Genomic DNA, 15371 nt, shown 5'->3' with positions numbered 1-15371 from the left:
CGCCGCAGCACCGGGGTCCGTCCACACACTTCTCCGAGTGACCTGGAGGCTACTCGTCCGTCGACGCCGGCGCCGTCACGGCCGCCTTCTTCGCCGGGGCCTTCTTCGCGGCCGCCGTCGTCTTCTTCGCCGCCGTCGTCTTCTTGGCGGCAGAGGTCTTGGTCGCGGCCGTCTTCGTCGCCGCGGCCTTCTTCGCGGGGGCCTTCTTGGCCGGTGCCTTCTTCGCCGGGGCCTTCTTGTCCGTCTTCTTCGCCGGCCCCTTGGCCCGCTTCTCCGCGAGCAGCTCGTAACCCCGCTCCGGTGTGATCGTCTCGACGTCGTCGTCCCGCCGCAGCGTCGCATTCGTCTCGCCGTCCGTCACGTACGGCCCGAACCGGCCGTCCTTGACGACCACCGGCTTCTCGCTCACCGGGTCCGTACCCAGCTCCTTGAGCGGCGGCTTGGCCGCGGCCCGCCCGCGCTGCTTCGGCTGCGCGTAGATCGCGAGGGCCTCGTCCAGGGTGATCGAGAACAGCTGGTCCTCGGTCTCCAGCGACCGGGAATCCGTGCCCTTCTTCAGGTACGGGCCGTAGCGCCCGTTCTGCGCGGTGATCTCCACGCCCTCCGCGTCCACGCCGACGACCCGCGGCAGGGACATCAGCTTCAGCGCGTCGTCCAGCGTCACCGTGTCCAGGGACATCGACTTGAACAGCGAGGCCGTCCGCGGCTTCACCGCGTTCTTGCCCGTCTTCGGCGTGCCCTCGGGCAGGATCTCCGTCACGTACGGCCCGTAGCGACCGTCCTTCGCGACGATCTGGTTCCCGCTCACCGGGTCGGCGCCCAGCTCGAACTCGCCGCTCGGCTTCGCGAAGAGCTCCTCCGCGTAGTCCGTCGTCAGCTCGTCGGGGGCGAGGTCGTCGGGGACGTCCGCCCGCTGGTGGCCCTCGGCGTCCTTCTCACCGCGCTCCACGTACGGCCCGTAGCGGCCGACGCGCAGCACGATGTCGTCGCCCACGGGGAACGAGGAGATCTCGCGGGCGTCGATCGCGCCCAGGTCGGTGACCAGCTCCTTGAGACCGCCGAGGTGGTCGCCGTCGGCCGGTACGACCTCCGACGCGTCCTCCGCACCGAAGTAGAACCGCTTCAGCCACGGAACGGACTGGGCCTCGCCCCGCGCGATGCGGTCGAGGTCGTCCTCCATCTTCGCGGTGAAGTCGTAGTCGACGAGCCGCCCGAAGTGCGTCTCCAGCAGGTTGACGACGGCGAACGACAGGAAGGACGGGACGAGCGCCGTGCCCTTCTTGAAGACGTAGCCGCGGTCCAGGATCGTGCCGATGATCGACGCGTACGTCGACGGACGGCCGATCTCCCGCTCTTCCAGCTCCTTGACCAGCGACGCCTCGGTGTAACGAGCCGGCGGCTTGGTCGAGTGGCCGTCCGCCGTGATCTCCTCGGCCGACAACGCGTCGCCCTCGGCCACCTGCGGGAGCCGCTTCTCGCGGTCGTCCAGCTCCGCGTTCGGGTCGTCCGCACCCTCGACGTACGCCTTCATGAAGCCGTGGAAGGTGATCGTCTTACCGGAGGCGCTGAACTCGGCGTCGCGGCCGTCCGAGGCCCGTCCGCCGATCTTCACGGTCACCGAGTTGCCGACCGCGTCCTTCATCTGGGAAGCGACGGTCCGCTTCCAGATCAGCTCGTACAGGCGGAACTGGTCGCCGGTCAGGCCCGTCTCGGCAGGGGTGCGGAAACGATCACCCGAAGGTCGGATCGCCTCGTGCGCCTCCTGGGCGTTCTTGACCTTGCCCGCGTAGACGCGGGGCTTCTCCGGCAGGTAGTCGGCCCCGTAGAGCTGCGTGACCTGCGCCCGCGCCGCCGACACGGCGGTGTCGGAAAGCGTGGTGGAGTCCGTACGCATGTAGGTGATGAAGCCGTTCTCGTACAGCTTCTGCGCCACCTGCATGGTCGCCTTCGCACCGAAGCCGAGCTTGCGCGACGCTTCCTGCTGGAGGGTCGTCGTGCGGAACGGGGCGTACGGGGAGCGTCGGTACGGCTTGGACTCGACCGAGCGGACGGCGAACGACGTCTCGGCGAGCGCGGCGGCCAAGGCCCGCGCGTTCGCCTCGTCGAGGTGCAGGACCTCGCTCTTGAGCTGCCCGTTCGAGCCGAAATCACGGCCCTGCGCGACGCGCTTGCCGTCGACCGAGTTCAGGCGGGCCACCAGGGTGGAGGGGTCCGACGGGTCACCGGCGCGGCCGGTGCCGAAGGTCCCGGTCAGGTCCCAGTACTCGGCGGAACGGAAGGCGATGCGCTCGCGCTCCCGCTCGACGACGAGGCGGGTGGCCACCGACTGGACGCGGCCCGCCGACAGCTTCGGCATGACCTTCTTCCACAGGACCGGCGAGACCTCGTAGCCGTAGAGGCGGTCGAGGATGCGGCGGGTCTCCTGCGCGTCGACCATGCGCTGGTTCAGCTCGCGCGGGTTGGCGACGGCGTCGCGGATCGCGTCCTTGGTGATCTCGTGGAAGACCATCCGGTGGACGGGAACCTTGGGCTTGAGGACTTCCTGGAGGTGCCACGCGATGGCTTCGCCCTCGCGGTCCTCATCGGTGGCGAGGAAGAGTTCGTCGGACTCGGCCAGCAGCTCCTTGAGCTTCCTGACCTGGGCCTTCTTGTCCGCGTTGACGACATAGATCGGCTGGAAATCGTGCTCGACGTCGACGCCGAGACGGCGGACCTCGCCGGTGTACTTGTCGGGAACCTCGGCCGCGCCGCTGGGGAGGTCGCGGATGTGCCCGACGCTCGCCTCGACGACGTATCCCGGGCCGAGGTAGCCCTTGATCGTCTTCGCCTTGGCAGGGGACTCGACGATGACGAGTCGGCGGCCGCCCTTTGCGGTCTCGCTAGTCGGGGACAACTTGGCTCTTCTCTCCGGTCGGCACTCGGTCGCGGTACGGCGACGCTGCGGAGTGTGACGGTACAACCCGCCCCCGTGTCAAACGGCACAAGCCCGCAACGGCCACTCGAACGGTAACCCGACAAGTGCCACTTCTGCCGCCCGGATACCGCGCCGGGCCCTTGGCGATCACCGGGCTGAGTGGCCCGGGGGCCGTCTGGCCCCGCTCCGCGAGCACACCCCGACCCGTCCGCCGGCGGCATCCGTGCCCTGGTCAACGGCCTGTCCCCATGTCTCCCGCCGGGCCGGCTCACGGGCGGTTCGGGGGCCGGTTCGAGGGGCGGTTCACGGGGCGGCGCGCGGGGCGGTTCACGACACGGCGCACACGGGCCGCGGCATCGCGTCCCGTCGCGCCGGCGAGTCCGCCTCAGGCCGCCGTGACCGCGCTCCAGCGGCGGTACGGCCCCGGTGGGGCACCGGCGCCGCCCGGGCACGGCCCCGGCACGGCCCGGCCGGGGCGCACTGCCGGGACCACCGGCGCGCGGCTCTCGGCGCAAGCCCCCCGCCACGCTCCGCGCGGCCGCCCGACTACCGCCTCGCTGAGGTCCGGCTACCGTCCGGGGGCGGCGACGGGCTCCAGGAAGCCCTGCTCCACCAGCATCCGGATCGCCTCCGGAGTACGGTCGCGCAACACGATCGGATCTTCCTGCATCAGCTGTGCGATCGCGTCCAGGATCCGACCGGCGCTGAGTGAGCCGTCACACACCCCGGCGAAGCCCGCGCCGACCGTGTCGACCTTGGTGGCCCGACGCATCCCGCGGTTCTGCCGCAGCACCACGTGCTCCGGGTCCTCCGCCCCGGGCGCGCCCACCTGCTCCTGCACGACCTCCTCGGCCAGCGCGAAGTACCCCGCCAGCAGGGCGGCGTCATCGTGCTCGCGCAAGAAGTCCTGGCGGGCGAAGTGCGCCAGGACCGTCTCGCCGAGCGGCTGCTCCACGGAGTGCGGCCACTCCTCCACGACGATCGAGGGCTCGGCCGCGTCCGTCCGGCGCAGGGTGATCCAGCCGAATCCGACCACCTTGGTCTTGCGGGCCTCGAACTCGTCGAGCCAGTCCTCGTACCGTCGCGCGTACTCGGCGGGGTCGGTGCGGTGGTCGCCGGCGTCCCGCAGCCACAGTTCGGCGTACTGCGTCACGTCCTGCACGTCCCGCTGCACGATCCACGCGTCGCAGCCGCGCGGCACCCAGGACCGCAGCCGGTCGCGCCAGTCCTCGCCCTCCACGTGCTGCCAGTTCCCGAGGAACTGGGCGTACCCGCCCGGGTTGAGCCGGGCGCCGGCCTCCTGGACCAGGGTCCGGCACAGGTCGTCGCCGCCCATCCCGCCGTCCCGGTACGTCAACCGCGCGCCGGGAGAGATCACGAAGGGCGGGTTCGACACGATCAGGTCGTACGTGGCGTCCCCGACCGGCTCGAAGAGCGACCCCGCGAGCAACTCGGCCTCCGGCGCCCCGGAGAGCGCCAGCGTCAGCCGGGTGAATTCCAGGGCCCTGGGGTTGACGTCGGTGGCGGTGACCCGCGTCGCGTGCTGGGCGGCGTGCAGGGCCTGGATCCCCGATCCCGTGCCGAGGTCCAGGGCGGACCCGACGGGGATGCGGACGGTGATCCCGGCCAGCGTGGTGGACGCGCCGCCCACGCCGAGCACCACCCCCTCCTCGCGGCTGCCGATCCCGCCGGCGCCGCCCACGGCGCAGCCCAGGTCGGAAACGATGAACCAGTCCTCCCCGTCGGGCCCGCCGTACGGACGCACGTCGACGGTGGCGCGGACGGTGTCCTCGCCGTCGGCGGCCTGGGCCGGCCGTAGCCAGCCGTCGGCGAGGGCCGCCCCGACGGGCAGCGCGGCTTCGGCCCGCGCCGCGGGCACCGGCTGCTGGAGCAGGAAGAGCCGGACCAAGGTGGCGAGGGGGGCTTCGGCGTGGTCCCGGGTGGCGCGCAGGGCCGGCACCGTCTCGCTGCGGGCCAGCGCGGCGTAGGCGGGGGCGCCGAGCAGGTCGAGCAGCCCATCGGCGGTGAAGCCTGCGGCCAGCAGGGCGGTGCGGAGCTCGGCGGCGCGGTCGGGCGAGGGGAGGCTGGTGGTACTCACCCGCCCATTGTGGCCGGTGACTCCGACAATGCGTGTGCCGCGCGGCCGTGTAGCGGCGGTGAGGGTGCCGGCCGGGCCGATGCCCGGGGGACGCCGAGGGGCGGTGGTGCGTCCGACGCCCCGCGAGACACCCGGCTACGGGAGTGGGGCGGGGCGGGGCCGATGCCAGGGGTGCACCCGGCGACCGCAGTTGCCGACGCCGTGCCGCCCGACACCCGGCCGACCGGGTCGACGTACGACGGACAACCCGGGACCCGCCGCCACCGCGCCGACCCGCCCCGCGGGCACTACTTCGCCGACGCGCTCGCCGACGTCTGGACCTGGCAGCCCTTCTGGCCGTTCATCGCCTTGTCCAGGCCGCCCGACTTCAGCCGGTCCAGCGCCTCCTTGCCGCCCTGCGTCGCGGTCTCCAGGCCACCGGCGACGTCCTTGAGCCCGTCGGCGAACTTCGTCTGGTCCTTGACGTCGAGGGCGTCCATCTTGACCTTCAGGTCGGCGTAGCCCTTCGACGTCGACTCGAAGCCCTTCACCGCCGTGGTCTGGGTCTCCGCGCCGTTCTTGACGGGCGGAACCCCCGCCGCCGACAGGGCGGCCCCCATCGACTTGTACGAGTCGGACATGACCTGGAAGGCGGCCGAGTCGGTCTTCTGGACCTCCTCCGGCTTGCTGCTCTCCGTGGCCACCCGCTTGATGTCGACGTTGGCGGCCTCGATCTTCGTGAGCTCGGGCTGCCAGGCGTCACAGACCTTCTTGGCCCACGCGTCGGCCTTCTTGTCACCGTCGTCCCCGCCGCACCCGGACAGCACGAGCATCAGTACCGCACCGCCGGACACCGCGGTCGCAAACTTCTTGTTCACCGGATTGGTCCCTTCGAAGGCTCTCGGCCCGGAAGATACACGCCGGCCAACGGGTGACACGCAAAGGCGGACGGACGGCGCGTCAGTCCGCGCCGCCCGTCCGCCGTTCGGGCGTACCTTCGATCCCGGTCGGCCCGGGGCTCGTCAGCGCACCGGAGAGGGCCGCTCAGAGCCCTTTCAGGGGCCGATGAGGCTCCGTCAGGAGACCGTCGCCGCGTCCGCGGACGGCTGCGCCACCCGCTCCGCCGCGCCGCTGTCCGTGTCGTCGCCGACCGCGATGCCGCGCCGCTTCGAGACATACACCGCGGTGACGATGACGGCGATGGCGAGGGCCGCGACGATCGCCCGCACCGTCGCGCTGGTGTCCGCGCCGTAACTGAACTGCACGACCGCGGGGGCGATCAGCAGCGCCACCAGGTTCATGACCTTGAGCAGCGGGTTGATGGCCGGGCCGGCGGTGTCCTTGAACGGGTCGCCGACAGTGTCGCCGATCACGGTCGCGGCGTGTGCCTCGCTGCCCTTACCGCCGTGGTGACCGTCCTCGACCAGCTTCTTCGCGTTGTCCCACGCGCCGCCGGAGTTGGCGAGGAAGACGGCCATCAACGTGCCCGTGCCGATGGCGCCGGCGAGGAACGAGCCGAGCGCGCCGACGCCCAGCGAGAACCCGACCGCGATCGGGGTGAGGACCGCGAGCAGGCCGGGCGTGGCGAGTTCGCGCAGCGCGTCCTTGGTGCAGATGTCGACGACGCGGCCGTACTCGGGCTTCTCCGAGTAGTCCATGATCCCGGGGTGCTCGCGGAACTGCCGGCGCACCTCGTAGACGACGGCGCCGGCGGAGCGGGAGACGGCGTTGATGGCCAGTCCGGAGAACAGGAACACGACGGCCGCGCCGAGGATCAGACCGACCAGGTTGTTGGGCTGGGCGATGTCCAGGCTGAGGTTCATCTCCCCGGCCTTGGCACCGACCTCCTTCACGGCGGTCGCGATGGCGTCGTTGTACGAGCCGAACAGCGCTGCCGCCGCCAGGACCGCCGTGGCGATCGCGATGCCCTTGGTGATGGCCTTGGTGGTGTTGCCGACGGCGTCCAGGTCGGTGAGCACCTGCGCGCCCGCGCCCTGCACGTCGCCCGACATCTCGGCGATGCCCTGGGCGTTGTCGGAGACCGGTCCGAAGGTGTCCATGGCGACGATGACGCCGACCGTGGTCAGCAGGCCGGTACCGGCCAGGGCCACCGCGAAGAGCGCCAGGGTGATCGACGCGCCGCCGAGCAGGAACGCCCCGTAGACGGCGAGGGCGATGAGCAGCGCGGTGTAGACGGCGGATTCCAGGCCGACCGAGATGCCGGCGAGGACGACGGTGGCCGCGCCGGTCAGGGAGGACTTGCCGATGTCCCGGACGGGACGGCGGTTGGTCTCGGTGAAGTAGCCGGTCAGCTGCTGGATCAGGGCCGCGAGCACGATGCCGATGGCGACGGCGACGACGGCCAGGATGCGCGGGTCGCCGCTGTGGTTGGTGATCGCGGCGTTCTCGACGCCGACGAGCTCCTTGTAGGTGGCCGGCAGGTACACGTAGACGGCGACCGCGACCAGTGCCAGGGAGATCACCGCGGAGATGAAGAACCCGCGGTTGATCGCGGCCATGCCGCTGCGGTCCGAGCGGCGCGGGGAGACCGCGAAGATGCCGATCATGGCGGTGACGACGCCGATCGCGGGAACGATCAGCGGGAAGGCCAGGCCCAGGTCGCCGAAGGCGGCCTTGCCGAGGATGAGCGCGGCCACGAGGGTGACGGCGTAGGACTCGAAGAGGTCGGCCGCCATCCCGGCGCAGTCGCCGACGTTGTCGCCCACATTGTCGGCGATGGTCGCGGCATTACGCGGGTCGTCCTCCGGAATGCCTTGCTCGACCTTGCCGACCAGGTCGGCGCCGACGTCGGCGGCCTTGGTGAAGATGCCGCCGCCCACGCGCATGAACATCGCGATGAGGGCGGCGCCGAGGCCGAAGCCCTCCAGGACCTTGGGTGCGTCGGCGGCGTAGACGAGCACGACGCACGAGGCGCCGAGCAGGCCGAGGCCGACCGTGAACATGCCGACCACGCCGCCGGTGCGGAAGGCGATCCGCATCGCCTTGTGGGACACCTCGGTCAGGTCCTTGGCGGGTCCGCCCTCGACGGGGGTGGCCTCGCGGGCGGCGGCGGCGACGCGGACGTTGGCGCGGACGGCCAGCCGCATGCCGATGTAGCCGGTGGCGGCCGAGAAGAGGGCGCCGACGAGGAAGAAGGCGGACCGGCCGGCCCGCTGGGACCAGTCGTCGGCGGGGAGCAGGAAGAGCAGGAAGAAGACGACGACGGCGAAGACGCCGAGCGTGCGCAGCTGCCGGCCGAGGTAGGCGTTGGCGCCTTCCTGAACGGCGGCGGCGATCTTCTTCATGCTGTCGGTGCCCTCGTCGGCGGCGAGCACCTGGCGGACCAGGATCTGCGCGACGACGAGTGCGGCGAGTGCGACCGCGGCGATCACGATGACGATGAGGCGATTGTCATCGGTGAGCACTGCGGCTGCCAGATCGGACTTGCCGATCGGCGCGTTGGGGGTGAAGAGCCCCGTCATTCGTCCTCCTTGACGTGATGAGCTCAAGATGTGGACGGATTGTAGGGAGCGCGACCTGATCAAAACAGTGGGCGGGAAACGGAATTGGCCTGCTCTCGCCCCTCACCAATAGATCGCGTCACCCCATTACCCCCGAAAGTAGTAATGGGACAAAGGCATTGACGATTGATCATTAATCGATCGCCGATCTGATCATTCAGCCGGATATTCACGACGCCTCGCCCACACCTCGCCCACGCCTCGCGTACGGCTCGCTCCGAAAAACGGAAAAGGCCCTGCTCAGCAGGGCCTTGATAAAGATCAGACGATACGATGGCATGCGCACCCGGCACCACCCCGGCGGCTCGGCACCCCCCGCCCTGGAGCCCAAGGCCCAACGCCACCACCCACGGCCCCCGCCCCGGCGAGACCGAGACGCGCACCACGAGGAGACGGCCGACACCGCCCGGGCAACGCGGAACCCGCCGCGGCGGGCTCGGAACGCCCGACGGGACCTCGGCAGGGGCTCGGCTGGGCTGCTAAAGGGCGCGGCAAAGCGACGGCAGGGTCACACCAGGACCGCACCAGGACCGCGCCAGGACCACGACGTGGCGACGGCAGCGCTACGGCAAGGCGGAGACCCGTGCCACCGGCCAGGTCATCCGAATGGTCCCGCCCGCTTCGCCGCTGGTCACCTCGACGTCGTCGACGAGCCCGCTGATGACGGCCAGGCCCATCTCGTCCTCGCCCTCGATGTCGGGGTCCAGGACGGCTTCGATCCCCGGCACGGCTTCCGCCGGACCGCCGGCAGGCCCGGGCACCTCGTCGCCGACCTCGATGGAGAACAGTTTCTCCTCCTCGGTCAGCACGACGCGGACGGGCGCGGTGAGCCCGTTGCTGCGGTGCAGCCCGACGGCACGCGAGCACGCCTCCCCGACGGCGAGGCGAACCTCGTCGAGGACCGCCTCCTCCACACCGGCCCGGCGCGCCACGGCGGCGGCGACCAAGCGGGCCGTCCGGACGTGTTCGGGCTGGGCGCTGAAGCGGAGTTCAACGGTGGCCATGCGCGTCCCCCTCGGACTACGGGCGCCTAGGAACTACGGCGCCACGAACTACGGGCGCGGGCTCGGACGCCAAGCAGGCGCCCGGGCGTGCCTTACAGGGGCCCGGACCGCCCATGGCCCGGTACCCCCGCCCGTCGTCGGCTCCTTGACGGCCGGTCGCCGTCAGGGAGCGTCAGTCGGTGGCGTTGACGGCGTCGTCCACAGTGGTGTGGATCGGGAACACCTTCGTCAGACCGGTGATACGGAAGATCTTGAGGATGCGCTCCTGGTTGCAGACCAGACGCAGCGAGCCCTCGTGCGCGCGAACGCGCTTGAGACCTCCCACGAGCACACCGAGGCCGGTGGAGTCGAGGAAGTCCACTCGCTCCATATCGACAACCAAGTGGTAGCTGCCGTCGTTCACCAACTCCACCAACTGCTCGCGCAGCTTGGGCGCGGTATACACATCAATCTCGCCACCGACCTCTACGACCGTGCGGTCGCCGACAGTGCGAGTCGACAGGGACAGGTCCACGGATCCTCCAGCACCTTGCTATCGAGCGGCGCCCCCCAGGGGCCTCCTTACCCGAAGGTAGAGGAGGGATTGGCTGCCGCGATGGCATTCAATCACTTACCGGCAGGCGCGCACGACGCCTTGGGACCATTGTCCCGCACGCCAGTGACACACTCGTTCCAATGGCCAATACTCACGGTCCCGGTCGGCCCACGGCTCAAGCGGACACACGACCCACCCCCGGCACGGTCCTGGACCGGCTGGCAGCGGGGCCTTCCCGGGCTGCGCGCATCACCCATACGGAGCACTTGCCCCCTCGGGCGGGTCGTCATGCGGTCTGGCCGGACCGTATTCGATCAGATGTCGTAGCGGCCATCACGGCCGCCGGGATCGACCATCCGTGGGTTCACCAGGCAGAAGCGGCCGAGCACGCCCTCGACGGCACCTCCGTGGTCGTGGCCACCGGCACGGCCTCCGGCAAGTCACTGGCGTACCTGGCCCCGGTCCTGTCCACGCTGGCGGACGGCGCGCAGGCGCCCAACGGTCGCGGGGCGACGGCCCTGTACCTGGCCCCGACCAAGGCCCTGGCGGCCGACCAGCGCCGGGCGGTCCGGGAGCTGGCCGCGCCGCTGGGCAACGCGATCCGCCCCGCCGTCTACGACGGGGACACGCCGGTCGAGGAACGCGAATGGGTCCGCCAGTACGCGAACTACGTCCTCACCAACCCCGACATGCTGCACCGGGGCATCCTCCCCGCCCATCCGCGCTGGTCGTCGTTTCTCAAGGCGCTGCGCTACGTCGTGATCGACGAGTGCCACACCTACCGGGGAGTATTCGGATCACACGTGGCGCAGGTGCTGCGCCGGCTGCGCCGACTGTGCGCGCGCTACGGCTCCGAGCCGGTCTTCCTGCTGGCTTCCGCCACGGCCGGCGACCCGGCGGCCGCGGCGTCCAAACTGACCGGGGTCGCGGTCACCGAGGTCGCCGACGACGCCTCGCCGCGCGGCGAGGTGGTCTTCGCCCTGTGGGAGCCGCCGCTGACCGACCTCAAGGGCGAGCGGGGAGCACCCGTCCGCCGCACCGCCACGGCCGAGACCGCCGACCTGCTGACCGATCTGGTGGTCCAGGGGGTCCGTACGGTCGCCTTCGTGCGATCCCGGCGCGGCGCCGAGCTGATCGCGGTGATCGCCCAGGAGCGGCTCGCGGCTGTGGACCGTTCGCTGCCCGAGCGGGTCGCCGCGTACCGGGGCGGGTATCTGCCCGAGGAGCGACGCGCCCTGGAGCGGGCCCTGCACTCCGGGCAGCTGCTGGGCCTGGCCGCGACGACCGCGCTGGAGCTGGGCGTGGACGTGTCGGGGCTCGACGCCGTCCTGATCACCGGCTACCCCGGCACCCGCGCCTCCCTGTGGCAGCAGGCGGGGCGCGCCGGCCGTTCGGGGCAGGGGGCGCTGGCGGTCCTGGTGGCCCGGGACGACCCTCTGGACACCTACCTGGTCCACCACCCCGAGGCACTGTTCCGCCGTCCGGTGGAGGCCACCGTGCTGGACCCTGACAACCCGTACGTCTTGGCCCCGCACCTGTGCGCGGCCGCGGCGGAGCTTCCGCTGACGGAGGCCGACCTGACCCTGTTCGGCCCCTCCGCCGGCGAGCTGCTTCCCCAGCTGGAGGCGGCGAAGCTGCTCCGGCGCCGGGCGACGGCCTGGCACTGGACCCGGCGGGAGCGCGCAGCGGACCTGACCGACATCCGGGGCGGCGGTGGGCGCCCGGTGCAGATCGTGGAGGCCGCCACGGGTCGGTTGCTCGGCACGGTCGACGAGTCCGCCTCCCACACCGCCGTCCACGACGGCGCCGTCCACCTCCACCAGGGCCGCACCTATCTGGTGAAGCACCTGGACCTGGAAGACTCCGTGGCACTGGTCGAGGAGGCCAGCCCGCCGTTCTCGACGACCGCCCGGGACACGACCTCCATCACGGTGTTGGAGACCGAGCACGAGGTCCCTTGGGGGCGAGGACGGCTGTGCTTCGGCTCCGTCGAGGTCACCAACCAGGTCGTGTCCTACCTGCGGCGCAAGCTGCTCTCCGGCGAGGTGCTCGGGGAGGCCAAGCTGGACCTGCCACCGCGCACCCTGCGCACCCGGGCCGTGTGGTGGACGGTCACCGAGGACCAGCTCGACGAGGCCCGGATCACCCCGGAGATCCTCGGCGGCGCCCTGCATGCCGCCGAGCACGCCTCCATCGGGCTGCTCCCGCTGTTCGCCACCTGCGACCGCTGGGACATCGGCGGTGTCTCCGTCCCGTTGCATCCGGACACGCTGCTACCGACCGTGTTCGTCTACGACGGCCACCCCGGCGGCGCCGGCTTCGCGGAACGGGCCTTCCACACCGCCCACGCCTGGCTGACGGCGACCCGCGACGCCATCGCCGCCTGCGAATGCTCGGCCGGCTGCCCCTCCTGCATCCAGTCACCCAAGTGCGGCAACGGCAACGACCCCCTCCACAAGCGTGGCGCGATCCGTCTCCTCACCCGCCTCCTGACGGAAGCCCCCCGACCGGCTGACCCCCTCCCGCCCGGCGAGCCGCAGGAGCCGGGCCGGCCGCGGGAGCCAGGCGAGCCGGGCCCTTAGGGAGGCTCGGCCACCGGAACCCGCCCGGGAACCCCATCTCCCCGGGCGTCGGCGGGATCACCCCGAGCCGTGCCGACACCGCACCCGGGCGGCCCGCAAGGACCTGCGGCGTCAGAGGCGACCCCGCGCGGCCGGTGACGGGCCGGGGCGGCCCCGCGCGGGCGGTGGCCGAGGGAGCGAAGGGCCCCATCGGAACGCGGGCTTCGACGTCCACCACCTCCCCCAGCAGGTGGCACCCCGCCAACGTCGCCCCCTGGGCCCGGGCCACCCGGACCGCCGCGCCGCACGCGACCTCCGGGCCGTGCGCCCAAGCCGTCGCCGCCGCGAGGGACGCCAGATCCGCCGCGGCCGCCGCACGGTGGCGGGCCACGACCGCCTGCCCCAGCATCAGCACACCCCCGAACACCGCCCCCAGCACGGTGGTCACCAGCGCGGCCCACACGGTGGCCGAGCCCCGGTCCCGGCTCACGGCGGCGGCCCCACGCTGTCCTCCGCCAAGGCCACCGCCCGCGCCCCCAAGCGGACCGGCAGCCCGCCCGGCCCCGGAGCGGGCGCCGACACGCGGACCCGCCAGAGGTCGCCCTCCCGCTCCAGCCCCACCTCCGCCCCCGGCGGGGCGGCCGCCCTGACCGCCGCCACCGCCACGTCCGCCGGTTCCGACCGGGCGGCGGCCCTGGCGCCGGCCCGCGCCGCGTCCACGCACCGGATCTGCGCGGCCGCCGCCATCAGCGCCCACACCAGCAACGCCGCGAACAACACCAACGCCGGGATCACCAGGGCCGCCTCCGCCGTCACATATCCGCGGTCTCCGAATCGCCGCGGATTTTCCTCAGAAGGGCACATCGAGGGCCTTCCCGATGGTCGACTGGAGCGCCGTCGAAACCACCTCGCTCGTCACCACCTTGTACAGAACGGCGGCGAACGCACAGGCCGCGATCGTGCCCATGGCGTATTCGGAAGTCGACATCCCCGCATCACGGTGACGACCGCTCAGCGCCGCCCGTAGCCGAATCCACATGATCTTCATGACATCCTCCTGTTGATTACGTTCTTGATCTGTTTTCAGTCGGTGATCTCAACTGCCCGAAAGAAGACCGGAAGCCATACCGATCACCACGGGCGCCACTCCCAGGGCGAGAAACGCGGGGAGGAAACACAGCCCTACCGGTGCGGTGATGAGCACCGCCGCCCGCTGCGCCCTGGCACCGGCCTGCCGGGCCCGGTCCGCCCTCAGAGCCGCCGCCAGGCGGGAGACCGGCTCCGCGGCCGGCGCCCCCGTACGGGCGGCCCGTTCCAGACACTCCGCCAGGGCGCGAGCACCCGGTATCTGCGCCAACCTCCCCCACGCCGACCCCGGTTCGCCGCCGAGCCGCAGCTCCGCCCCGGCCAAGGCCAGCCGCTCGCCGACCGGTCCGCCCAGCGACTCCCCCACCACCTCGGCCGCTTCCACGGGGGCGGCCCCGGCCGCCAGGCACGCGGCCAGCAGGTCGGCCGCGAACGGCAACTGCCGTTCCGCCTCCGCCGGATCCACCCCGGCCTTCGGGCGGCGCCGCAGCGCCCGTCGCACACCGAACCCGGCCCCACAGCCGAGCAACACCCCCGCCACCCCGCCGATCAGCACCCAGCACGCCACCACCGCTCCGGCAGGCCCGGCCCACTCCGCGGCCACGGCACGTATCCGCGCGCCCCTCGCGGGCCCCGGCCGGGGCGCCGCCACCGCCAGCAGCGCCACGATCCGACGGCGGGCCGCCCGCTCCCGCATCCGCGCCGCCACCACCGACCCCAGGTACAACACGGCCACCGCAAGGCAGACCGCCATCCCCATCCGGTGAACCACCGACCCGCCCATCACCGCTCCCCCATCCGTACGATCCGCCGGCACCACAGCAGTCCCAGCGCCTCCAACACCCCGCCGACCAGCAGGCACCCCCACCCCATCGACGTGTGCAGCAGGACCTTCAGCGGATCGGCGCCGAGCGCCGTGCCCATCAGCAGTCCCACCAGCGGCAACAGCGCCAGCACCACCGCGGTCGACCTGGCTCCCGCCAGCTGGGCCCGCAGCGACTCCTGCCGGTCCCGCTCGGCCCGCAACGCCCCTTCCAGTCGCTCCAGTCCGGCGGCCAGTCCCGCGCCGCCGTCCACCGACACCCGCCAGCAGGCCGCCATCCCGGCCAGCCCCTCCGCACCGGGCTCCCGCGCCGCCTCCCTCAGTGCCGCCGTCACATCGCCGCCGAACGCCGCGGCGGCCAGCACCCCGGGTTCCGCCGCGCCGATCCGGCCTTCCGCCGGCGCCGTCCGCCGGATCGCCGCGGTCAGGGCCTGCCCCGGCTGTGCGCCCGCCCGCAGCTCCCCCACGACAGCCCCGCACAGCGCCACCACATCGGCGGCCCGCCCGGCCCGGGCGCGTTCCCGCTCCCGGATCCGCAGCCATCGCCGCACCACCGGCACCGAGGCCGCACCCAGCACCAGAGGGATCACCGAACCGCCGAGCAACGCGACCAGCACTCCCACCCCCAGACCGGCCCACTCCCGCCAACGGGCGGCCCTCACCCGCACCGCGATCACCAGCCGCTCCCAGCGCACCGGGCCGCCCGGCACGACCGGGCCGACTCCCCCCAGTACCAACCGGGCCCGCCGCGACACCTGGTCACCTCCGGCCAACAGCCAGGCCGCGGCCCCGGCACACAACAGCCCGGCGAACACCGGCACCGAGGCCACAGAGCCCACGGCTCCCTCCG

At 72.2% G+C, this 15371-nt stretch carries 11 protein-coding genes and 1 pseudogene; 1 reads left to right on the top strand and 11 read right to left on the bottom strand.

Translation table 11 applies throughout. The features are described from left to right. Window positions 1-49: 49 nt before the first annotated feature. The 6 genes from topA to bldG all read right to left on the bottom strand — a co-directional run bounded on the left by topA (window position 50) and on the right by bldG (window position 10030). On the bottom strand, window positions 50-2893 hold the full coding sequence (topA, locus tag ABZ934_RS26665) for a type I DNA topoisomerase (RefSeq protein ID WP_361317901.1): 2844 nt from the start codon (window positions 2891-2893) through the stop codon (window positions 50-52). 589 nt (window positions 2894-3482) lie between these two features. After that, window positions 3483-5012, bottom strand: a complete 1530-nt coding sequence (locus ABZ934_RS26660) for a methyltransferase (RefSeq protein ID WP_361317899.1) — start codon at window positions 5010-5012, stop codon at window positions 3483-3485. 287 nt (window positions 5013-5299) lie between these two features. Next, complete coding sequence (locus ABZ934_RS26655; RefSeq protein ID WP_361317897.1) at window positions 5300-5869, bottom strand: small secreted protein; 570 nt, start codon at window positions 5867-5869, stop codon at window positions 5300-5302. A gap of 198 nt (window positions 5870-6067) precedes the next feature. Next, window positions 6068-8473 (bottom strand): sodium-translocating pyrophosphatase, encoded by a 2406-nt coding sequence (locus ABZ934_RS26650; protein ID WP_361317895.1) that lies wholly within the window; start codon window positions 8471-8473, stop codon window positions 6068-6070. A 602-nt stretch (window positions 8474-9075) separates the two neighbouring features. Then, on the bottom strand, window positions 9076-9516 hold the full coding sequence (locus ABZ934_RS26645; protein ID WP_361317893.1) for an ATP-binding protein: 441 nt from the start codon (window positions 9514-9516) through the stop codon (window positions 9076-9078). 172 nt (window positions 9517-9688) lie between these two features. Next, on the bottom strand, window positions 9689-10030 hold the full coding sequence (gene bldG / locus ABZ934_RS26640) for an anti-sigma factor antagonist BldG (RefSeq protein ID WP_030028781.1): 342 nt from the start codon (window positions 10028-10030) through the stop codon (window positions 9689-9691). An 81-nt stretch (window positions 10031-10111) separates the two neighbouring features. Here bldG and ABZ934_RS26635 point away from each other — a divergent pair. Next, a pseudogene (locus ABZ934_RS26635) lies at window positions 10112-12633 on the top strand (DEAD/DEAH box helicase). Here the strand turns inward: ABZ934_RS26635 and ABZ934_RS26630 are convergent. From ABZ934_RS26630 to ABZ934_RS26610, 5 genes are read right to left on the bottom strand one after another with little or no spacing between them, the layout of a single operon-like run. After that, a complete protein-coding gene (locus ABZ934_RS26630) occupies window positions 12530-13102 on the bottom strand; it encodes an Rv3654c family TadE-like protein (RefSeq protein ID WP_361317891.1) in 573 nt (190 codons plus the stop codon). The pseudogene ABZ934_RS26635 and the gene ABZ934_RS26630 overlap by 104 nt on opposite strands. Continuing rightward, window positions 13099-13476, bottom strand: a complete 378-nt coding sequence (locus ABZ934_RS26625; RefSeq protein WP_361317889.1) for a TadE family type IV pilus minor pilin — start codon at window positions 13474-13476, stop codon at window positions 13099-13101. The genes ABZ934_RS26630 and ABZ934_RS26625 overlap by 4 nt, the downstream gene beginning before the upstream one ends. Continuing rightward, window positions 13463-13660, bottom strand: a complete 198-nt coding sequence (locus tag ABZ934_RS26620; protein ID WP_361317887.1) for a DUF4244 domain-containing protein — start codon at window positions 13658-13660, stop codon at window positions 13463-13465. The genes ABZ934_RS26625 and ABZ934_RS26620 overlap by 14 nt, the downstream gene beginning before the upstream one ends. A 48-nt stretch (window positions 13661-13708) precedes the next feature. Further along, complete coding sequence (locus tag ABZ934_RS26615; protein ID WP_361317885.1) at window positions 13709-14452, bottom strand: type II secretion system F family protein; 744 nt, start codon at window positions 14450-14452, stop codon at window positions 13709-13711. A gap of 29 nt (window positions 14453-14481) precedes the next feature. Next, window positions 14482-15360, bottom strand: a complete 879-nt coding sequence (locus tag ABZ934_RS26610) for a type II secretion system F family protein (RefSeq protein WP_361317883.1) — start codon at window positions 15358-15360, stop codon at window positions 14482-14484. Window positions 15361-15371 lie beyond the last annotated feature (11 nt).

The organism is Streptomyces sp. NPDC046557, from assembly GCF_040645975.1.
GTDB lineage: Bacteria > Actinomycetota > Actinomycetes > Streptomycetales > Streptomycetaceae > Streptomyces.
Note: the sequence above shows the minus strand (reverse complement) of the source record. Positions and strands in the feature narration are given on the sequence as shown.

Coding starts and splice junctions, on each gene's coding strand:
- ABZ934_RS26650 (WP_361317895.1), bottom strand. CDS start 8,473: ATGACGGGGCTCTTCACCCCCAACGCGCCGATCGGCAAGTCCGATCTG.
- ABZ934_RS26645 (WP_361317893.1), bottom strand. CDS start 9,516: ATGGCCACCGTTGAACTCCGCTTCAGCGCCCAGCCCGAACACGTCCGG.
- ABZ934_RS26625 (WP_361317889.1), bottom strand. CDS start 13,476: ATGTGCCCTTCTGAGGAAAATCCGCGGCGATTCGGAGACCGCGGATAT.
- ABZ934_RS26620 (WP_361317887.1), bottom strand. CDS start 13,660: ATGAAGATCATGTGGATTCGGCTACGGGCGGCGCTGAGCGGTCGTCAC.
- ABZ934_RS26615 (WP_361317885.1), bottom strand. CDS start 14,452: ATGGCGGTCTGCCTTGCGGTGGCCGTGTTGTACCTGGGGTCGGTGGTG.